Below are 20928 nucleotides of genomic sequence, written 5' to 3'. Positions count from 1 at the left end.
CTGGGCCATTTCGTTACCAAGGCCTCGGTAACAATTGCAGGCACTGATTGAGATGTTCTCTGTTAAAAAACGTCCTATCCACAGCGGGTAAACCCGCTCAATTTCAACATCGAAACCCTACGGTGTACGTTAGGGACCGAAAAAGAAAGCGGACATTATTAATAAACTCACGGGCATTTGTCGAGCATGGAGAGAAAATTCGTGTCATGAAACGATGTAAATTGACGAGGAATTGACCAAAAGACAAAAAAAAAGCCAATCGCAATAAGGGCGATTGGCACATATATTGTGTGAACAAAAATCATTCACTAACAACGTCAGTTGGCTAGGTGACCCTCGGCTTAATAAGGGTCACTAAAAGTAATGCAGATAGCGTGCCAACTTAAAAAGGCCATAAAACCCCAATATTGGTCCAATTTTTAGCCAATTTATTATAATCAATATGCAAAATGAAAATTGCATTTTGCAAATAAGTGCAATTCGATATTAAACAAGTCTCTTATCGATTAATTTATCAATTCACTGTTTTCATACTTTTTTTACGTTATTGACGATATACTCTCACCACCTGAACTGACCCGTTGTAACGAATGAATTACTTATCTACTTTTTTCAAAGGCCTAGCCATGGGTGCGGCCGACGTAGTACCCGGTGTCTCTGGAGGCACCATTGCCTTTATTACAGGCATCTATGACACCTTATTGGAAAGTATCCGACGCATTAATCCTAGCTTACTTGGCATTTTGAAGCATGATGGAATCAAAGCAGCGTTCAACCATATCAACGGCTTATTCCTTGTCGCGCTGTTCGGTGGTGTGCTAACCAGCATTGCGACACTTGCCAAGCTGATTTCGTGGTTACTAGTCACGCACCCTATCCCTTTATGGTCTTTTTTCTTCGGTCTGATTCTGGTTTCTGTTTTCCATATGCTGAAACAAATTGAGAAAAGAAGCATCAGTCGCCTTATCTTCCTATTACTCGGGGTCGGTTTTGCTTATAGCATTACCATCCTCAAACCCCTTCAAATGGATCCAACCAGCATCAATATCATGTTTGCGGGAGCGATCGCTATATGCGCGATGATCTTACCTGGCATCTCTGGCAGCTTTATATTGCTACTCATTGGTATGTACAGCCCAGTTCTTGGCGCAGTCAAATCATTGGATGTAACTGTCTTGCTGCTTTTCTTGACTGGCTGCGTTATCGGTTTACTGAGTTTTTCTCACGTACTGTCATGGCTACTGAGTCGTTTCAGAGACTTAACTCTGATTTTTCTAACCGGCCTAATGATTGGCACACTACCAAAGATCTGGCCTTGGAAAGAAACGTTGACGTGGCGCACTAACTCAAGCGGCGAACAAGTCCCATTGCTCGAACGCAATCTCTCACCACTAGATTTTGAAGCCATCACTTCACAACCTGCCCAGATAGTCATGGCCATCATTCTAATGCTGTGTGCTATTGCACTGGTTCTCAGCTTGGAAAAATTTGCCGATAAGCGTGATATCTAGTTAAGTGTCAAGCAGCCAACTGGCTGCTTTTCTTTTGCCCCCTAGGCGCTTCTACTCATTCCAAACGCTCATAGCGGTCAACTTTTTGTCGATTGCGCCATTGAAGCAACTTGGACACGATAGGGTCACTACAATCATCGAGTGCCTCATTATGTCTCATGTTTTCCATCGACACTGCCATACTCGTTTACCCACCGTCAGTCACGGTGATGGTGTCTATCTTTTTGATACACAAGGTAGAGCCTATCTAGATGCATGCGGGGGGGCTGCGGTTTCTAATCTTGGCCATAACCACCCAGCGATTAAACGAGCCATCATAGAACAGCTTGAGCGTATCCCTTTCGCTCACACTGGTTTTTTTGCTAACGAACCTAGCGAACAATTGGCTGATGCACTTTGCAATCTAATGCCTGCACAATTTAATCATGTGTATTTTGTGAGTGGCGGATCCGAAGCAGTGGAGTCGGCGTTAAAAATGGCACGTCAGTATTATGTCGAGATTGGAAAAACGACTAAGACTCAGTTCATCGCCCGAAAACAAAGCTATCATGGCAATACTTTAGGTGCACTAGCCGTCGGTGGAAACGAATGGCGACGAGCTCCATTCCAGCCACTGCTGACAACCAGTCATCATATCGACCCCTGTTACTCATATCGTTTGAAACATAGGGGTGAATCAGAGTTGGACTATTCACTTCGCAGCGCCAATCAGCTTGAGGAGAAAATCCTCGAACTGGGTGCAGAAAATGTCATGGCGTTTGTGGCAGAACCTGTTGTCGGTGCTACTGCTGGCGCAGTACCAGCTACAAGGGGCTACTTCAAACGAATTAGGGAGATCTGCGATCAGTATGAGGTTTTACTTATATTAGATGAAGTGATGTGTGGTGTAGGTCGCAGCGGCAGTTTCTTTGCATTTGAACAAGAACAGATAGAGCCTGATCTGGTCTGTATCGCAAAAGGGCTAGGAGCAGGTTATCAACCTATTGGCGCCACCATCGCCAACGACCGGATTTACCAAGCGATAGAAAATGGTAGCGGTTTCTTCCAGCATGGCCACACCTTTATGGCACATCCTATGGCATGTGCATCTGCCCTGGCCACTGTCGAAGCTATTCAAAAGGAAAGACTGTTGTCATCAGTGCAATCTCACGGCGCGGAACTAAAACAAACACTGTCGAATGAACTGGGCGACTTACCTTACGTGGGCGATATCCGAGGTAAAGGTCTTTTCCTTGGCATTGAGCTCGTCAAAGATCAAGACAGTAAGACTCCACTCGATATCGCCACAAAAGCACATGCTGCGGTAAAGTATCAAGCCATGGCAAACGGCCTAATGTGCTATCCAATGTCTGGAACCATTGACGGAGAACAAGGACATCACATTCTATTAGCCCCACCTTTCATCATCGAACCAAACCACATCGACGAGCTTGTGACTAAACTGAAAACAACATTGACAGAGGTAGCTGGAACATGGGTTTAACATCAGGTGATGCTGGTCACCTGCAAACCAGTGCGATTATAGTGGCACCGAATGGGGCGCGAAAAACCAAACGAGATCACCCTAACCTTCCAATGACTAACGAAGAAATCATCTCTGAGGTCATCGCCTGTCGCGATGCTGGGGCTGCCATGGTTCACCTTCACTGCCGAGACGAGAATGGCCAACACAGTTTGGAAATCAAATCCAATCGCCAGTTGTACGACAGAGTGAAACAGGCCGTCGGTGACAGCATTATTGTCCAGTTGACCACCGAAGCCATAGGGATTTACAGCATAGAGCAACAAATAGCACTGACTAAAGCGATCAAACCCGAAGCCGCCTCATTTGCACTCCGTGAGCTGATTCCCGATGACAACCACATTGAGTCTGGAAAAGCCTTTTTCCATTGGGTTGCGGAACATGGAATCATCAGTCAAATCATCCTCTACGATCAAGATGATATTCAACGCTTCTTCCAGCTGCGTGCTCAGGGAATCTTGCCAATCGTAGATCAACACGCACTCGTCGTTCTTGGCCGATACCACAACGAACAGCAATCCAATCCGTGGGATTTAATGCAACTCGACTTGCATCAGTTCGTTCAACAAAACGTTCACCTCGCCGTATGTGCCTTTGGTAATCGTGAGCAGGACTGCCTCATCAATGCAATGCTACTTGGGCTAGATATTCGTGTCGGTTTTGAGAACAATCACCTTGATCCACGAGGAAAACCAGCAACTAACAATGCGGAACAAGTGAGAAACCTCAAAAAAATTAACAAATTATTAAACATTCCGATTCATGATGCATATAGTTTCCGGAGGGTACTAACAAAGCGTTGATTGGTGCCTGTGCAAAGTAAGATAGGATCGTTACACGTAATAAAAGGAATGACTATGACATTGCTAAAAAACGTAATGACTGCCGCCTCGGTAGCTGCACTTTTAGGCACCACTTTTTACGCTTCAGCTTCTGATAGATTTATTACCATTGGCACTGGTGGTGTAACAGGCGTCTACTACCCAACTGGTGGTGCTATTTGCCGTCTGGTAAACAAAACCAAAAAAGAACATGGGATTCGTTGTTCTGTTGAATCTACAGGTGGTTCAATCTATAACATCAACACTATTCGCGCCGGTGAGTTGGACTTAGGTATCGCACAGTCTGACTGGCAGTACCATGGCTACAATGGGACGAGTAAGTTTTCCGATGCAGGTCCATTCAAAGAACTGCGTGCGGTGTTCTCTGTTCACCCTGAGCCGTTCACCGTTGTGGCTCGCGCAGATTCAGGCATCAAGAGTTTTGAAGATCTTAAAGGTAAACGTGTCAACATCGGCAACCCAGGCTCAGGCCAACGCGGTACAATGGAAGTTCTAATGGACCAATATGGTTGGACGACTAAAGATTTCAAGTTAGCTTCTGAACTAAAAGCAGCTGAACAGTCTAAAGCATTGTGTGATAACAAAATTGATGCAATGGTTTACGTCGTAGGCCACCCAAGTGGCGCGATTCAGGAGGCGACCACTTCCTGTGACAGTCACATTGTTCAAGTCTCAAGCCCTCAGGTCAACAAACTTTTATCTGACGCAAGCTACTACCGCACTGCAACAGTTCCTGGAGGTATGTACAAGGGCAACCCTGACGATGTTCAAACATTTGGTGTTGGTGCTACATTTGTCTCTTCCACTGTAGTACCGGAAGATGTGGTATACAACACGGTAAAAGCGGTGTTTGAAAACTTCGACGACTTCCGCAAACTGCACCCTGCGTTCGCCAACCTGAAAAAAGAAGAGATGGTCAAAGACGGTTTGTCTGCACCTCTTCACCCAGGCGCGCTTAAATACTATAAAGAAGTGGGATTGATTAAGTAACCACGTAATAAATAACAAACCCGGCAAACGCCGGGTTTATTATTTATTCTCTTCAAGTTCGTCTCTGAGCCACTGATGAAAAAGCTGAACTTTCCTTGAAGCCAAACGGTAATTCGGCACACTCAAATAGTAGCCATAGCCACTGAGCATCGATAGACCAAGCAGATTGTTCACCTGAGCATTGTCCAACATTTCACGCGCCATAAAATCAGGCACCAAAGCCAACCCTTTCCCCCGCTTCACCGCCTCTAATGACAAGTAAAAATGTTCGTAACCAACACCATAATAGTTGAGTGGCTCCGAGCACTGATGCTCTAACTTAAACAGCTCCCACAACTGTGGTCTAGTGGTTTGAGGGATCAAAGTATGCTGTGTTAACACAGAAGTGACATCGCGACAGGACGCGGATTGTTCACCGATCAAAAGTAGCTTTTCATGACACAAGAGTTGACTGTGCTCGTAGTGCTTAGACAGCGGCAAACAACGCAAGGCGATATCCGACTCGCCTGCAAGTTTAAGCTGGGCATTCTCACGAGTACGTATTTTCACCTGCAACTGTGGATACAAACGCCGAAACTCTTCGATCTTAGGCAGCAACCATAAGCTGGCAAACGAAGGCGTCACATCAATGGTCAGTAACTCTTGCTGTGTATCACTTTGAATCAGGCTAGCGGTAGCGTGTTGAATGATCTCTAGCGCTTCAATAACTTTGGGTAAGTATTGCTTTCCAGCTGTCGTCAATTCAATGCCATTCAACTGACGCTCTACCAATGGTCTACCAACCATCTGCTCCAGTATCGCTATCTGCTTACTCACTGCACCCTGAGTGACATACAGCTCTTCTGCTGCTTTTGAAAAACTCTGATGATGAGCCACCGCGACAAACGATCGCAGGGCTTTAATCGAAGGGAGTTCGCTTCCTTTAAGCATAGGTATGAACCTATTCTTTTAATTCATACATGCAGAATAAGAGGCGTAATGGGCAGTTGTAAAGACAAGTATGGAGCCAAGCTAAAACAGCCTGTCTGATGACAGGCTGTTTTATGGTTATAAGCTGTTCTTGCGACTTGGCAGAAAAACCTCACCCAACATGCAACGAACACTACCACCACCGATTGATTCTATGGTCTGCACGTTGAATGGAAGAAGCTTACCATGGCTCGACAACTGAGCACGTTGTGCTGGTGAAAACGCGTCGAACGCCGATTGTGACATTGCGATCACTTTATCACCATTGACAGTTTCAAGCTCCAAGATATTGCCACAGAACTGGTTCATCTGCTCAAGGCTGATAGAGATAACCTGCTTATCTTTCGCAAGAGATTTGAGTACAAACCGACGCTCAAATTCTGGAATCACTTCATCGCAAATCACACAAAAATGTTCACCGATCGCCATCATTACATTGGTGTGATAAATAGGTTTTCCGGAGGGTAGTGCCGTCTGAAAAGACACCACACGCTCGTAACCGATTCTCTCAGCATAATCTTCCAACACTTCGCGGTCACAACGTTGTGAAAGCGCAGCATAAATGGTGCGATTAACATGATCAATCACCATTACACCTGTACTTTCTAAGTGTGCATTCTGTGTTAAGTAATCCGTCAACGAATCTTCGCTAGACACAGCTCGACCTGCTGCTTCTAGTGCTTGACGCAGAGCATCAGGGCGAACTTCCTGTTGACGATTCTCACATGCCATGGGGAAGGTGTAGAGAGCACCGTCAGCAGTGGTGCTGAACCAATTATTTGGGAATACGGCGTCTGGTGTTTCTACCGCACCAAGTGGGTAGTCAAATTCAACGACCTGAACACCAGCATGGCGCAATTGTTCAACCATAGTGTTGTACTCTTGCATTGCTTGATTGCGAACCTGTTCCGTTGTTTCGCTGACTTGATGTTGAAACTCATTGTCTCGAGCGGTTTCAGCATTAAACGCAAACTCTTTCGGTGGCACCATCACCACGCAGTTAGCGTTTTGCACTGTAGAAACTGACTTTTCTAGTTGTGTTTGCTGTTTGAACATTGCGATAGACTCGTTATATCTCACTCACTTACGTTGAATTGTAGACATATTGTTAAAACAAAAATGACTGAATTCACCCATTCTAACCGACACTAACCATGAATTTTTACTGTGAATATCATTTTTCTCAGTAAATTTTATTGCCAGCAAGACTTTTAAAACCGGTTGTATGAATAATATGCAGTAACTCGTATAACAATTGATTGAATTATGGTTACATTTCAAACATTAACGAGCTACCATATGACACAAACGCAATAGCCATCTCTGGCTCTCTCCTGCGTTGTGATATTTAAGGCGAGATATGTTTAAGAAATTTGAAGGATTCACAAAACCTTTTCCCGATGAAGAACCCTCTCAGCCACCGAGTGGGATCTTTGCTTTCTGTCGCTATTACACTCGTGGATTTGAGATCCCTCTGATCCTGATGTCATTAATGGCCACTGTGGTTGCGATAGTCGAAGTATCACTATTTGGTGCAATGGGCAACCTAGTCGACTGGCTATCGACCAGCAACCCGAACACCTTCTGGCAAGAAAACCAGTCACAGCTAATGCTGTATGGTGGCTTACTACTTATAGTGATGCCCATCTTGGTCGTCGCGTATTCTCTTTTGGTCCACCAGACATTGCTCGGCAACTACCCAATGTCGATTCGCTGGCTCGCGCATCGCTATCTACTCAAACAGAGCCTGAACTTCTATCAGGACGATTTTGCAGGCCGTGTTGCAACCAAAGTGATGCAAACATCTCTGGCCGTGCGTGAAACTGTGATGAAAACCATGGACGTTTTCGTTTATGTCTCAGTGTACTTTACCGCGATTGTCGTTCTTTTAGCGCAGGCTGACTGGCGTTTAATGATCCCAATGGTGATCTGGCTACTGTGTTATGTCTGCATTCAAATATACTTCGTTCCTAAGTTGAAGCAGGTCGCGTCAGAGCAAGCCGATGCACGTTCGACCATGACAGGCCGTATCGTCGATAGCTACACCAACATTGCGACCGTTAAATTATTCTCCCACAGCAAACGGGAAACGGTGTACGCAGAAAACGGCATGCGCGGCTTTCTTGATACCGTTTATCGCCAGATGCGTTTAGTGACTGGTTTTGACGTCGCTGTTGAGATAACCAACTACCTCCTAGTCTTCACCATAGGTGCATTGTCTATTTATCTATGGATGGACAACTCGATCAGCATTGGTGCCATCGCTATTGCGATTGCTCTGGCTCTACGTATTAACGGCATGTCGATGTGGATCATGTGGGAAGTAGGGGCTCTGTTTGAAAACATGGGAACCGTTGTCGATGGTATGAAAACACTCTCCAAACCCATTGATATTCAAGATAAAGATAATGCTAAGCCTCTTAAAGTTGAGCATGGTGGGATCGAGTTTGACAATGTTAGCTTCCATTATGGCGACGAAAACAAAGGGGTGATCAGCCACCTCAACCTGAATATTAAGCCAGGGGAAAAAGTCGGTTTAGTGGGTCGCTCCGGTGCAGGTAAATCCACCTTGGTCAATCTGCTTTTGCGTTTCCATGATGTTGAGAGCGGCAACATCAAGATCGATGGTCAGGTGATTTCTGATGTCACTCAAGATTCTCTGCGCAGCAATATCGGTATGGTGACGCAAGACACATCCCTGTTGCATCGTTCGATTCGCGACAACATCCTTTATGGTAACCCTGATGCCAGCGAAGAGGATCTGTTGCGTGCGACCAAACAAGCCCATGCACACGAGTTCATCGAGACGCTCAATGACCCGTTTGGCAACAAAGGCTATGATGCCCAAGTAGGTGAGCGAGGCGTGAAGTTGTCTGGCGGTCAAAGACAGCGAATTGCAATCTCGCGAGTATTACTCAAAGATGCGCCATTATTGATTCTGGATGAAGCAACTTCTGCACTGGATTCAGAAGTAGAAGCCGCCATTCAAGAAAGCCTCAATGAGCTAATGAAAGGAAAAACCGTTATCGCTATTGCACACCGCTTATCCACCATCGCTGCAATGGATCGTCTAATTGTCTTGGATAAAGGCCAAATTGTTGAACAAGGTACTCATCAGGAACTGATTCAAAACAAAGGGATTTATGCCCAGCTGTGGGCCCACCAAACGGGTGGTTTTATCGGCGACGAAGACCGACAAAAGCAAACCGCATAATCCGGACTATTGTAAAGCATGAAAGCAGAGGCTGGTCTCTGCTTTTTTGTTTTCTATATTCATTCTGCCGTGGCAATTGAGATATAATCGCGCCATTCACAATCAATAGTTTCCCATACAATCAATGAATAAAAGTTTACTGACCAATTTACTGGCGCTGGCATTGCTGGCTGGCGGTTATCAAACCGACAACCAAATCGCGTTTTACGCTGGCCTGTTCGCTTTTTCTGGCGCTATTACCAATTGGCTGGCAATTCATATGCTGTTTGAGAAAGTTCCTGGACTTTACGGCTCAGGGGTCATTCCAGCCCGATTTGAAGAGTTTAAGAGTGCCATCAAAGCCCTAATGATGGAGCAGTTCTTCACTGAGAAAAACATCGATCGATTCCTAAACAAAGAAATGTCAGGAAAGTCACTGAACCTTGAACCCGTACTTGAAAAAGTCGATTTCAATCCAACGTTTGATTCACTAGTGAATGTGATTGCTAATTCTTCGTTTGGCAGCATGCTGGCCATGTTTGGTGGTGCAGAAGCCCTTCAACCATTAAAAGAGCCTTTTGTTGAGAAGATGCAGAAAGCCGTTGTTGAAATCAGTCAGAGTAACGTGGTTAAAAAAGCACTAAAAAGCCAACTTGAATCACCAGCTATGATGGAAGAAATTCAAGCGAACATTGAAAACATCATCGATCAGCGCCTCAATGAATTAACACCAAAATTGGTCAAAGAGATCGTTCAGAAAATGATTAAAGAGCACCTAGGCTGGTTGGTCGTTTGGGGCGGTGTTTTTGGTGGCCTGATTGGTGTCGCATCATCATTCATCGCTTAGATAGCCCGATAAAAGATAGGTAAAACGGGAAGCTGGCGCTTCCCGTTTTATTATCTAGAGTGTCGCGATCAAATCCGCATTCACACCAAAACTGGTTTTATGCTCTTCGATGACCACTTCGCTTCGCGTCTGGATAACCCCGGGTAAAGTGCCAAGTTTGGTTGACATAAAATACTGGTACGCCTTCATATCTTTGACTCGTACTTTTATCATGGTATCAAAGTCACCAGATAACGAATAACACTCTTCGATCTCCGGCATATCTTCGACGGCTTTGGCAAACTTTTCAAAAATCGAAAAGCTGGTCTGATCAAGGCGGATATGAATGAAAACTTGCACATCCAAGCCAAGTTTCTCTGGATTCAGTTCAGCGTGATAACCTTTGATATAGCCCTCTTTTTCCAGTCGTTTAACGCGATCAGAACACGGGGAAGTGGTCAGGTTCACTTGTTTTGCCAGTTCGACAACAGGAAGGCGCCCTTTAAGATTTAGGGTGCGAAGGATTTCACGGTCAATTCTATCTAAGTCCATTTAACGCTCTGATTCGATGTGTTTCTTTATGCTTATCATAATCGAAACAAGGCAATGAAACCTAACAAAGCAGCCGACTTAGACGCATTTTTATCGACAATAATGGAAACTTAAGCGGCTTCAACGTTCGAGAGCTCACCCTCTTCGACTAAGTCTGCCTGAGTGTTGCACACTCGACAAAACGTCTGTTTTTCCATTTTTACATAGTGTGCGCCCTGAAAGAGGGTGGCAAAGAAGCACGCCAAACTCTTTTTCACCGAGTTATGCTCTGCTTGGCATCGCTTCATAACCACTTTGTGGTCAGTCACTTTCTCGCAGCAATGGCAATATACCTGAGGCATTTTCTATCTCCGTGATTGAAGGCATTATTGATAGTCGACATATTAGTAAGGCCTTAGTTCCAATTGCTCAAATTTTCATTTTCAATTTGTGAGCCAAGTTCAATTATTAATCAATTTCATTAAAAAAGCCCCGAATATCGGGGCTTTATGTTTCGTCAATTTACCGCTTATTCTAGCTCAGTAAGCTGTTTTTCAAACTTCGCATGCTGTGCTTTCACAGATTCTTCTGGTTCACCTGTCATTAGGCTCACAACCACAATGGCGATAGAAGAGAAGATGATTCCCGGAACGATTTCGTAAACATCGAACCAACCGCCGGTTAGCTGCTTCCATACAACGATAGTTACACCGCCAATCACGATACCCGCAAGCGCACCGTTACGGTTCATACGAGACCAATACAAGCTAAGAATCAGTGCCGGACCGAATGCTGCACCAAAGCCTGCCCAAGCGTAAGAAACCAGACCAAGTACGGAACTGTCTGGTGTCATGGCAAGGATTAGCGCAACAATAGAAATCACCACGACTGCAATACGGCCAACCATGACAATCTCTTCAGATGTCGCGTCTTTTTTCACAAGCTGCTTGTAGAAGTCTTCTGCCAATGCTGAAGAAGAAACCAACAGTTGAGAGTCAGCTGTACTCATGATTGCAGCTAAGATCGCCGCTAGAAGCACACCAGCAACCACTGGATGGAAGATCGAGTTCACCAATAGCATGAAGATCTTCTCTCCATCATCAATGGATACACCAGAGTTGGTCACATAAATCAGACCAACCAAACCAACCAGCATTGCACCAACCATAGACAATGCAGTCCAAACCACGGCAATGCGACGAGCGGTGGTCAAATCTTTGTTACTACGCGCTGCTTTGAAACGCGCCAGAATGTGTGGCTGACCAAAGTAACCTAAACCCCACGCAACCAAAGAGATGATCGCAATCGCTGACAACGGCTCACCTTTAGTATCATTCCACAATGTCAGAAGCTGAGGATTGATGTTGGTTAGGTCAGCACTGAGTTGTCCAACACCACCTTCCATAGCAGCAATAGGCACAATCATCAGAGCTGCGGACATCAAAAGGCCTTGGACAAGGTCAGTCCAAGAGACTGCTAAGAAGCCACCGAACAATGTGTAAGAAACCACACAGACGGTACCGATAATAACTGCTGTGGTGTAATCCAGTCCGAATACTGTTTCAAACAGTTTTCCGCCCGCTACCAGACCGGAGCTGGTATAGAAAAGGAAGAATAAAAGGATAAAGAAAGCAGAGATAACCTGAATCAGTTTCGAATTATCGTTAAAACGGCGTGAAAAGAATTCGGGTAAGGTCAAAGCGTCTGTCGTAATACTATACGTACGTAGACGTTTGGCACTGATTAGCCAGTTTAGCCAAGTACCCACTAGCAGACCACCAGCTAGCCAGAAAGCCTCAATACCCGATGCATACGCATAGCCAGGCAAGCCAAGTAGCAACCAACCACTCATATCAGATGCACCCGCTGATAGCGCCGCAGGCCAAGGGCCCAATGAACGCCCACCCAAGAAGTAATCGGTGGAGTTTTTCGTTCGTTGGTATGCAATAACGCCTATTGCCAGCATCAGAATTAGATACGCAATAAACGTGGTCGTAATAGCAAAGCTATTTTCCATGTGTTTGTCCTCTTATAAAAGATCGCCTTCCATGAACGCCCTCACTTACACTGAGTGAGGGCTCTCTGAGAAAGGATTAGTGGGCTTCACTCCCAAGCTCGAGCAAGGTCGCGTTACCACCCACTGCTGTTATATTTATTGTTCTCGTCCGCTCTGTGATAAAGCGAAGCGATAGGTATGGATCGTGTGCGACCGGAGTCGCTGTCACATCCGTTTCAGAAACTAGGCCAACAATTGCACCTGAACGTTTCGCTAATTGACGGTTGATTGTTTGCTCAACCTCTTGATTCCCTATATATCCGACACTACGTACATCTGACTCCAACAATTGATGATAAGCATCGAGAGAAGCAAATTGTAATAGGTTCATAGGTAAAGAAGACTGCGTATAGGCAGCTTCCAAATTTTGGGTAAATTGCGTGTCATCACTACATAAGATGACACTGTTACCCGCAATCAATGCAGCAGTCACCTGTGCAATCGTTGCTTGTTGTGCTGACTGTAACGACTCATCTTGAATGATCAGTGCTACACCTCGACCTGCAGTATACAGTTCGTTAGTTTCCCCAGTAGGGCCTACCAGTTGATGCGTTTCAGCTAACAATGCTGAGGCGTGTTCAATATGGTATCCCATTACAGACGCTAAATTCGGCTGTCTAGAATGCAGAGCCTGCTTGAAAGCAAGTAAACACTCACTTTTCGAATCAAAGTTAGTTAGATTCCAGTTTTCCCACGCTGAAAAAGCATCAGAAAAACGAGTTACTTGATGAACCATAATCTTTCTCCTTGCCTACAGATTAAGAAAACGAAGTTTGCGTAAAGCGGAATAGGTAGTGCGGGCCGCCAGCTTTAGGCCCTGTACCTGAAAGGCCCTGACCACCGAATGGTTGCACGCCAACAACAGCCCCGACCTGGTCACGATTGATGTAGCAGTTACCCACACGTGCATGTTTTTCAATCCAGCGGTAAGTGGTTTCATTGCGGCTATGAATACCCATAGTCAAACCAAAACCAGTGCTGTTAATACGCTCAACAATTTGATGAAGTTCGTTCGCTTTAAAGCGAACAATATGCAAAATTGGACCAAACTGCTCTTCTTCAAGACAAGCAATATCGCGAATTTCAAAAGCACTTGGTGCCACGAAATCACCATGTTGATGTTCTTCACCCAAAGTCAACTCAGCCACTTTCTTTTCCGTGGCCGTCATACGCTCAATATGCTTAACTAATTTAGTTTTTGCTGTCGTATCGATAACCGGTCCAACATCCGTGGAATGCAGATAAGGAAGGCCTACGCTCAGTTCTTGCATGGCACCCTGAATCAGTGCAACGATGCGGTCGGCAATATCTTCTTGCACATACAGTACGCGTAGAGCACTACAACGTTGGCCTGCGGAGGCAAACGCTGAACGAATAACATCACGCACAACCTGCTCAGGAAGTGCAGTACTATCAACAATCATTGCATTTTGGCCGCCCGTTTCAGCGATGAAAGGGACAGGAGCCGCATCACGAGACGCTAAGGTTTGATTAATTCGTTGCGCTGTTGCCGTTGAACCGGTAAAGGCGACACCAGCAATAGCAGGATGAGAGGTCAAGGCTGAACCAATTTCAGCACCACGACCTGGCAGCAATTGAATCGTGCCAGCAGGGAAGCCCGCTTCATTCATCAACTCGACGGCACGTGCAGCAATCAAACTGGTTTGCTCTGCCGGCTTCGCGACCACAGTGTTGCCTGCGACGAGAGCAGCTGTAATTTGACCGAGGAAAATCGCCAGTGGGAAGTTCCAAGGGCTGATACACACAAACACGCCGCGTCCTTGACGAGATATTGTACGTGCCTGTCCATCAAAACCGTCTAGGCGGATTTCACCCAAAGCGTCGACCTGCTTAGCGTAGTAGCGACAAAAGTCGACAGCTTCACGAACTTCATCAATGCTATCATGGATTGTTTTACCCGCTTCCTGATGGCACAGCGCCACAAGTTCAGCAAGGTTGGCTTCCAGTAGCTCTGCCAGTTTATCCAGCATAGCCGCCCTCTGCGCTTTATCACTGACATGCCATTCAGCAAACGCCTGCTGCGCACCATCAATAGCAGCGGAAACATGATCAAGAGTTGCGAAGGCAACCTGACCCACCTCAATGCGGCGGTCATAAGGCGCTGTTACCGCTTCAACATTGATATTTTCCTTGATCATGCTTTCGGCATGATCCTGACCATTGATAATCGGACCTGCTCGCCACTGATTCTTCAAGAAGCTTTCGACAGACTGCTCAAATGGTTTGGCTTCTGATTCAATATCCAAGTTCACACCATAAGAGTTTTGGCGCTCAGGGAAGACCTGCGGAGGCAGTGGTATCTTAGCGTTGTTCAAGGTATCGAACGCTTTTAGCATATCGACAGGGTGCTGAGTCAGCGTTTCTACCGGGCAACGAGCGTCGACTAAGCGGTGGACAAACGAACTGTTTGCACCGTTTTCAAGAAGGCGACGAACCAAATACGGCAACAGATCTTTGTGGCTGCCGACTGGCGCGTAGATACGCACAGATTGCTGATACGCTTCCATCGCGTGGTTGTACAGGGAATCACCCATACCGTGCAAGCGCTGGAATTCGTAATCTTTGTGCTGAGCCATAACTGCAATAGACGTCACCGTCTGAGCGTTGTGGCTCGCAAATTGAGGGAAGATGTTGCCACGCACATTCTCAGAAAGTAGGAATCGCGCACACGCTAAGTAAGCAACATCCGTCGCCTCTTTGCGAGTGTAAACAGGATAGTTATCGTAACCAGCCTGTTGAGACCATTTGATCTCACTATCCCAGTACGCGCCTTTCACTAGACGCAGAGGGATCAAATCCCCCTGCTCTTTTGCCAAGCCGTTAATCCAAACCAATACAGGCAGTGCACGCTTTGAATAGGCCTGAATCACCAAACCAAACTTGCCCCAACCTTTCACTAGGTCGCTGCGATATACTTTCTCGAATAACTTCAGCGATAGTTCAAGACGGTCGGCTTCTTCCGCGTCGATTGTGATAGCAACATCGAGCTCAACAGCTCGGCGAAGAAGTTGCATCAAAGTATCCGCTAATTCCGTCAGAACACGTTCTTCGTTGGCCACTTCGTAGCGTGGATGTAGGGCTGACAACTTGATAGACACTGAAGGCGCTGGGCTAGTGTCTAAGCCATATTTGTCGCGGCCAACCGCTTCAATCGCCATCAGGTAATCTTTGAAGTATTTATTGGCATCTGCTGTCGTCAGTGCAGCTTCACCCAACATATCATAGGAATAGGTAAAGCCTTTATCACGCATGGTGCGACCGTTTTTCTGCGCTTCGGCAATACTGCGTCCTAGAACGAACTGGTGGCCCATCACTTTCATCGCCTGATGCATCGCTTTACGGATAACAGGCTCTGACATTTTGTTAACCAGACGGTTAACCGCAGAAACAGGGCTTTGTGACTCAGCTTCTGACAAACCAACCACTTTACCCGTCAGCATCAAACCCCATGTCGACGCATTCACAAATACAGAATCTGAATTCTTTAGGTGAGATTTCCAATCGGCAACACTCAGCTTATCTCGGATCAGCGCATCAGCCGTTGCAGAGTCAGGTATACGCATCAAAGCTTCGGCAAGACACATCAACAAAATGCCTTCTTGAGTATCTAGGCTGTATTCGAGTAGCAAGGCGTCAATCATCTGGATTGATTTCTTGTCAGCACGAATCGATTCGATAAGCTGGGTGGTCTTGTCGCTAATTTGTGCTTTTTCAGCATCAGTAGGGATTGCCAGAGGCAACAGTTGTTCAAGCCATTGGGATTCGTCCACCATGTAAAGTGGCGAGATCAATGACCATAACTTATCAAGCGGCTGCTCGACAAACTCGGCATTCAACACATCAGTTGCTGTAAACATGCGTTTTCCTCAATCTCAAACCTGATAAATTCATCAGGGTTCTTACAATGGCTTGCAGTGTATTTTGAGCGCGACCGGATTACTTGTCAAAAACTCCGAGTTTTTTGCTAAAAACTCTGATTATTAACAAAACAAAAACAGAGTCACATGCATATGAGCAAAATAATATATGGTTATTCTTTTCTTATTTAACCAAATTGTTTCTTGTAACTGGAGGGAGACATACCTTGCAGACGAGAAAATGTATGGGTGAAAGTGCTTTGCCCAGAAAAGCCTGTTAGTTCAGCGACCTGGCCCAATGAGAGGTGGCCTTTTTCAATCAAGGATTTCGCCATGTCAATGCGCTTACCCAACACATATTGGTGAGGTGTGATGCCCATTTGTTCTTTAAAAAGATTATGAAACTGACTCTCTCCAAGAAACACACTACCAGCCAATTGAGCAACAGATATCTTCTGACTCAAATGCTGTTCTATGTAGCGGTCAATCGCCTCCAGATCGAAACGAGACGCTTTGTGAGGGGTGACAAATGTCGACATATGTCGCTGCAGAAGAGCAATCACCGTGTCATTGCACGCACGACTAAGAAGCAAGTCTTCTGGGCTAGAGTACATTTCCGCGACTAGCATCTGTATCAGTTTCTGGATTTGAACATCAAGCTGGAAGTAGGTATCGCGCTGATTGATTTCATTTAGCTTTTGTAGCATCAAAGGATCCCCCTCTGATGGAGCCGGCATATTCAATACCAGAATGTCAGACTGGTCCACAACGCCACCAAAAGCATGACCTGAGCCAGACGTCACAACGCAACCCTGACCAGGCCCGACCAAGTTACCAAAACCGCTAACCTCAAATTCTGCTTGCCCTTTCAGGCCAATGACGATCTGGGTATAACTATGGTCATGACAGTCCATATAAGATGGTAATGTCACCAGCTCAGCAGGCTTGGGTGACAAAAGTTTGGCATCATCGCCCATAATAGGGGGGAGCTTAAATGAACTCATAGTACGATTCTGTGATCTCAAGTGGTACTGGCTTCGCATGTTATACCAAAATCTTCCCAATCCGAAATTTATCCTGATATATGCAATTGGGTACATCATCACATTATTGAATGTTCATAAAACCGAACCATAGTGGTTAAAAAATGAGCTTAATTTATTTTCGGAAGAATGATCAAGTGCACATAAATTACGGTTTATGTCACTTCTAGCAACATTTCTTTTTGCAGATGTTCAATCTTCACTTGCATATTTCCCCAATCAACTCAAAATGATAGGTAGCATCCAAGTTTTATATACATTCAATTTAGATTCGTCTGCCCAAAAGTTGACTAATCTGTTAAAAAGAAAGATGCAGGGATAAAAGAAAACTTGGGAAAGGCAGGGATACATGGACTGTCAAAAGTTTGTCTTTTTTTGGTTTTACGTTGGTAATATGAAACGTTAATTGTTGCAGGGAAATATGATAACACGTCGCATCCCAGCGCTTTTAATTGCGCTAAGCCCTTTATGGGTATCGACTTCGGTTTTTGCGGAAACGGCTGACTCTGCCGATCCTGTCGCAGCTATCGATGCTAAGTTAGAAAACAAACAAAGTGAACTACAAGCGTTAAGCACTGAGTTCGAAGGTGAATCCGATCGTTTACAACAGCTTAGGGCTGAACTGACTAAATACCAGCGTGAAGAGCAAGAGCTCAACGCGAAACGCAACCGCGCTAAGTCTGCACTGGACAAACAATATAATCGCCTGTTAGACGACCCAGATGTTGATCTACTTTCTTTCCAACAAGAATACCAACAAGCTTGGTCTTCGGTGAAAGAAAATCAAACACAAATTCTTGAGCAAGAGCAAACCATTACAGAACAGGAAATGCGTTTGTCACAAATCAAACAGAAACGCTCTCGTATTAACTCCGAGTTGTCTTATCTCAAAGAACAGAAAGTAGAAGCGCGCGTTAAACGACTCGACGCAGAACTACGCGAAAGTGACGTTCTCAACACTGCGTTTAAAACTACGTGTTCTGCAACCATGACGCTAGGTGAGTGTACCAATCAGGGTAAATACCTAACAAAGCAACGTGCGGTGAATACCTTCAAATCTAAGCTGCTTGACGGTCTGACGGAAGCAACTCTTGCTAAGCAAAATCTAAAGGGCGTTCAGCTCAATGTGTTTGTTCAGGAAAGCCAAATTATTCGTTCGGGCTTCGAAGGCAACAACAGTTACTTTACTGAAATGCAAGCACAATTGCAGGCTCGTCCAGAAGCTTCAGCCGCTTGTAAATTACTGAATGTCTCGTCGCGTTACTGTCTAAATGGAGCACAAGTAACAAAGAAAGACCAAAGCAGCAGTAACAAAGAGAAAAGCTGGGCAAATATTACTATTCGATCAGACCAGTATGAAGATCGCGTCACCATTAATGGCGTAAACTACGGAAGCACGCCTGTCGAAGTTGTCCTTCCTAGAGGCAAACATCAGTTCACAGTCTCTAAAGATGGTTACCAGACATACAACCGCACCATAGCCGTCAATGGCAATGATACAGTATGGGTCAAGTTACGACCTGATTCAGATATTTAACACACTTCTCTTTTCAGAAAGAGGGGGATTGCACAAAATTGGCCAAAAACGCCATTTTATCGTAAGTTATCGCTTTATAACTTAAGAAAAAATGGCGCTTTCGTTTAGAATAAGCCCATTATATAGAAAAGAATTGTAGAAATAGATAATGCGAACTGGTTTACCAACGCTCCTTCTTGCTTTGTCACCTTGCTTCATCTCAGCCAGTGTTTTGGCTCAGGAGGCTCGCGATCCTATTGTTGTTCTCGATCAACAGTTGTTTGACAAACATGAAGAGCTGAAAGCGGCAACACGAGCTCGGGATGAGCAAAATGCGAAATTTGAAGAGCAACAGCAGGTTGTCGCTCAGTTAACCAAGCTCGCCAAATCTCTGGACGAAACGCTAAACGAAGCCAAGACGAGCCTCGAAAACGATTACTCCAGAATGATTGAAGATCCGAATATTGATCTGGCTGCAACACAGAAAAAGTACCAAGACGCTTGGTCAAAAGTGAAACAGAATCAAAGCCAACGTCTATCTGGAGAACAAGAACTTCAAGAACTACAGCATCAATTGGATCTCGCCAATAGCGAAGTTGAAGCCATTGAGCAAAGCATTGACGCTCTGGACCAGAATAAACTTCGTGCCCGCGCTGAACGCCTTCAGGAAGAACTCCAACAAGCGCATTCATTGTCCGTCAGCTTTACTAACCGCTGCCAAGCAGACATGACTATCGCTCAGTGTGACCGTCAGACACGTGACCTTGCCCTGCAAAAAGCCGTTAAACAATTTCAGTCAGAGCTGGTTGCCACGACCAGTGAACCACAAGTGGTTAAGTTAAATGCCAACAAGGTTCCTTTCAATATCCATGTACTCCGCTCTAGAGCCAAAGAGTCTGGCTTTTATGATGGTGTTCGCTATCGAAGCCTGATGGATGTTGAAATGCAAGCTCGTCCGACACAAAGTGCTGCCTGTACGTTGCTCGGCATCGACAAGCAATATTGCTTTGAGCCAGAGACGTTAAATGACAAAGACACATTGGTCAGCAATAAAGAAGTCGCTTGGGTCACCTTAACAATTCGTTCAAACCTTTTTGATGATAAAGTCGCGATCAATGGCGTGAACTACGGCAGCACGCCTGTAGAAGTGATGCTTCCTGTCGGTCCACATATGATCACGGTCGAAAAAGAGGGTTATCGCTCCTTCCACCGTGAATTGACCGTACGACGTGATCAAAACCTTCGAGCCGTATTGGTTGAAAAAGCCAACCCTCTACGCGAAGGGGATAAGTTTGCGGACTCTCTAGGCTCAGGTCTTCAAGGCCCTGAGCTCTCTACCATTCTTTCAGGTCAGTACATTCTTGGTGAACACGGTTCCAAACAGCTACAGCTTAAACACCCTTTTGGCTTCGGTACAACACCCGTGACGGTTGGGCAATTCAAGACTTTTATTGATGCAACTAACTACCAAACGGATGCAGAGTTAAAGAACACCTGTACCGCCATTGTTAAAGGCGAAGTGACACCCATTGCCAAAGGTTACTGGCGAAATCCTGGATTTAAACAGGCGTCAAACTCACCCGTTGTTTGTGTCAGTCGAAATGATGCCCAAGCCTATGCTAACTGGTTGAGCAGCAAAACGAAGCATAGGTACAGACTACCCAGTGAAGATGAGTGGGAAATTGCCGCCCGAGCGGGGGCTGAAACTCATTATTGGTGGGGAGACCAGTTTATTCCAAACCAAGCCAACACGGGCTGGGGAGGCACGTCTTGGTCAAACAAAAGCACTTCACCAGTCAACGCTTTCAAACCTAATCGCTTAGGTATTTATGATACTGTAGGCAATATATGGCAATGGACAAGTGATAGCCGTGGGCTACTCAAAGGTGGTGCATGGAACTTCTCTCCAGATATGGCAGCAGCGCATCAACAGCTTTCCTTATCAAGCTCGTCAGCGGCCAACTATGTTGGTTTCCGTGTGGTACGTGATATCAACTAAGATGACATAACTATTGCTTTAAGGGGGGATTTCCCCCCTTTTTCATGTGTTA

Annotated in this window: 16 protein-coding genes; 8 read left to right on the top strand and 8 right to left on the bottom strand. The window is 45.4% G+C overall.

Going from position 1 to position 20928, the window contains the following annotated elements; translation table 11 throughout:
- Window positions 1-590 precede the first annotated feature (590 nt).
- From OH455_RS06075 to OH455_RS06060, 4 genes are all read left to right on the top strand, one after another.
- A complete protein-coding gene (locus OH455_RS06075; protein WP_045975877.1) occupies window positions 591-1511 on the top strand; it encodes a DUF368 domain-containing protein in 921 nt (306 codons plus the stop codon).
- A 151-nt stretch (window positions 1512-1662) separates the two neighbouring features.
- Window positions 1663-2994, top strand: coding sequence for an aspartate aminotransferase family protein (locus OH455_RS06070; protein ID WP_269980725.1), 1332 nt, complete (start codon window positions 1663-1665; stop codon window positions 2992-2994).
- Window positions 2985-3836 (top strand): 3-keto-5-aminohexanoate cleavage protein, encoded by an 852-nt coding sequence (locus tag OH455_RS06065; protein ID WP_269980724.1) that lies wholly within the window; start codon window positions 2985-2987, stop codon window positions 3834-3836. The genes OH455_RS06070 and OH455_RS06065 overlap by 10 nt, the downstream gene beginning before the upstream one ends.
- A gap of 54 nt (window positions 3837-3890) precedes the next feature.
- The gene (locus OH455_RS06060; RefSeq protein WP_269980723.1) at window positions 3891-4865 is read left to right on the top strand and encodes a TAXI family TRAP transporter solute-binding subunit; all 975 of its coding nucleotides are present in this window, start codon (window positions 3891-3893) and stop codon (window positions 4863-4865) included.
- A 39-nt stretch (window positions 4866-4904) separates the two neighbouring features.
- On the opposite strand, the gene OH455_RS06055 is transcribed toward OH455_RS06060, so the two are convergent.
- Both OH455_RS06055 and OH455_RS06050 read right to left on the bottom strand, forming a co-directional pair.
- Window positions 4905-5795 carry a LysR family transcriptional regulator gene (locus OH455_RS06055; protein ID WP_269980722.1) on the bottom strand — a complete coding sequence of 297 codons (891 nt, stop codon included), beginning with the start codon at window positions 5793-5795 and terminating at the stop codon, window positions 4905-4907.
- Between the two features lie 117 nt (window positions 5796-5912).
- The gene (locus OH455_RS06050; RefSeq protein WP_045975873.1) at window positions 5913-6890 is read right to left on the bottom strand and encodes an arginine deiminase-related protein; all 978 of its coding nucleotides are present in this window, start codon (window positions 6888-6890) and stop codon (window positions 5913-5915) included.
- Window positions 6891-7194: 304 nt separating this feature from the next.
- Here OH455_RS06050 and OH455_RS06045 point away from each other — a divergent pair, with 304 nt between their 5' ends.
- Both OH455_RS06045 and OH455_RS06040 read left to right on the top strand, forming a co-directional pair.
- Window positions 7195-9048: an ABC transporter ATP-binding protein gene (locus OH455_RS06045; RefSeq protein WP_269980721.1), complete on the top strand. Its 1854-nt coding sequence runs from the start codon at window positions 7195-7197 to the stop codon at window positions 9046-9048.
- A 124-nt stretch (window positions 9049-9172) separates the two neighbouring features.
- Entirely contained in the window at window positions 9173-9874 is a 702-nt protein-coding gene (locus OH455_RS06040; RefSeq protein ID WP_269980720.1) for a DUF445 domain-containing protein, read from the top strand.
- A gap of 54 nt (window positions 9875-9928) precedes the next feature.
- Here OH455_RS06040 and OH455_RS06035 read toward each other — a convergent pair whose 3' ends face one another.
- The 6 genes from OH455_RS06035 to OH455_RS06010 form a co-directional block, all read right to left on the bottom strand.
- Window positions 9929-10405 carry an Lrp/AsnC family transcriptional regulator gene (locus tag OH455_RS06035; protein WP_045975870.1) on the bottom strand — a complete coding sequence of 159 codons (477 nt, stop codon included), beginning with the start codon at window positions 10403-10405 and terminating at the stop codon, window positions 9929-9931.
- A 110-nt stretch (window positions 10406-10515) separates the two neighbouring features.
- Window positions 10516-10746, bottom strand: a complete 231-nt coding sequence (locus OH455_RS06030; protein WP_045975869.1) for a hypothetical protein — start codon at window positions 10744-10746, stop codon at window positions 10516-10518.
- Between the two features lie 167 nt (window positions 10747-10913).
- Window positions 10914-12401 (bottom strand): sodium/proline symporter PutP, encoded by a 1488-nt coding sequence (gene putP, locus OH455_RS06025; protein WP_269980719.1) that lies wholly within the window; start codon window positions 12399-12401, stop codon window positions 10914-10916.
- A 76-nt stretch (window positions 12402-12477) separates the two neighbouring features.
- Complete coding sequence (locus OH455_RS06020; RefSeq protein ID WP_269980718.1) at window positions 12478-13176, bottom strand: 1-pyrroline-5-carboxylate dehydrogenase; 699 nt, start codon at window positions 13174-13176, stop codon at window positions 12478-12480.
- A gap of 22 nt (window positions 13177-13198) precedes the next feature.
- The gene (putA, locus tag OH455_RS06015; RefSeq protein WP_269980717.1) at window positions 13199-16318 is read right to left on the bottom strand and encodes a bifunctional proline dehydrogenase/L-glutamate gamma-semialdehyde dehydrogenase PutA; all 3120 of its coding nucleotides are present in this window, start codon (window positions 16316-16318) and stop codon (window positions 13199-13201) included.
- Between the two features lie 188 nt (window positions 16319-16506).
- Window positions 16507-17322, bottom strand: a complete 816-nt coding sequence (locus OH455_RS06010) for an AraC family transcriptional regulator (protein WP_269980716.1) — start codon at window positions 17320-17322, stop codon at window positions 16507-16509.
- Window positions 17323-17782: 460 nt separating this feature from the next.
- Between OH455_RS06010 and OH455_RS06005 the strand changes: the two genes are divergently transcribed.
- Window positions 17783-18898 (top strand): PEGA domain-containing protein, encoded by a 1116-nt coding sequence (locus OH455_RS06005; RefSeq protein WP_269980715.1) that lies wholly within the window; start codon window positions 17783-17785, stop codon window positions 18896-18898.
- 148 nt (window positions 18899-19046) lie between these two features.
- Window positions 19047-20876, top strand: a complete 1830-nt coding sequence (locus tag OH455_RS06000; protein ID WP_269980714.1) for an SUMF1/EgtB/PvdO family nonheme iron enzyme — start codon at window positions 19047-19049, stop codon at window positions 20874-20876.
- Window positions 20877-20928: the final 52 nt, after the last annotated feature.

This window comes from Vibrio sp. T11.5, assembly GCF_027587155.1.
GTDB lineage: Bacteria > Pseudomonadota > Gammaproteobacteria > Enterobacterales > Vibrionaceae > Vibrio > Vibrio neptunius.
Note: the sequence above shows the minus strand (reverse complement) of the source record. Positions and strands in the feature narration are given on the sequence as shown.

Bases quoted from the DNA above. Each gene is read 5' to 3' on its own strand.
- OH455_RS06010 (WP_269980716.1), bottom strand. From the start codon at position 17,322: ATGAGTTCATTTAAGCTCCCCCCTATTATGGGCGATGATGCCAAACTT.
- OH455_RS06020 (WP_269980718.1), bottom strand. From the start codon at position 13,176: ATGGTTCATCAAGTAACTCGTTTTTCTGATGCTTTTTCAGCGTGGGAA.
- OH455_RS06045 (WP_269980721.1), top strand. From the start codon at position 7,195: ATGTTTAAGAAATTTGAAGGATTCACAAAACCTTTTCCCGATGAAGAA.
- OH455_RS06055 (WP_269980722.1), bottom strand. From the start codon at position 5,795: ATGCTTAAAGGAAGCGAACTCCCTTCGATTAAAGCCCTGCGATCGTTT.
- OH455_RS06000 (WP_269980714.1), top strand. From the start codon at position 19,047: ATGCGAACTGGTTTACCAACGCTCCTTCTTGCTTTGTCACCTTGCTTC.
- putA (WP_269980717.1), bottom strand. From the start codon at position 16,318: ATGTTTACAGCAACTGATGTGTTGAATGCCGAGTTTGTCGAGCAGCCG.
- putP (WP_269980719.1), bottom strand. From the start codon at position 12,401: ATGGAAAATAGCTTTGCTATTACGACCACGTTTATTGCGTATCTAATT.
- OH455_RS06060 (WP_269980723.1), top strand. From the start codon at position 3,891: ATGACATTGCTAAAAAACGTAATGACTGCCGCCTCGGTAGCTGCACTT.
- OH455_RS06035 (WP_045975870.1), bottom strand. From the start codon at position 10,405: ATGGACTTAGATAGAATTGACCGTGAAATCCTTCGCACCCTAAATCTT.
- OH455_RS06075 (WP_045975877.1), top strand. From the start codon at position 591: ATGAATTACTTATCTACTTTTTTCAAAGGCCTAGCCATGGGTGCGGCC.
- OH455_RS06050 (WP_045975873.1), bottom strand. From the start codon at position 6,890: ATGTTCAAACAGCAAACACAACTAGAAAAGTCAGTTTCTACAGTGCAA.
- OH455_RS06040 (WP_269980720.1), top strand. From the start codon at position 9,173: ATGAATAAAAGTTTACTGACCAATTTACTGGCGCTGGCATTGCTGGCT.
- OH455_RS06070 (WP_269980725.1), top strand. From the start codon at position 1,663: ATGTCTCATGTTTTCCATCGACACTGCCATACTCGTTTACCCACCGTC.
- OH455_RS06030 (WP_045975869.1), bottom strand. From the start codon at position 10,746: ATGCCTCAGGTATATTGCCATTGCTGCGAGAAAGTGACTGACCACAAA.
- OH455_RS06005 (WP_269980715.1), top strand. From the start codon at position 17,783: ATGATAACACGTCGCATCCCAGCGCTTTTAATTGCGCTAAGCCCTTTA.
- OH455_RS06065 (WP_269980724.1), top strand. From the start codon at position 2,985: ATGGGTTTAACATCAGGTGATGCTGGTCACCTGCAAACCAGTGCGATT.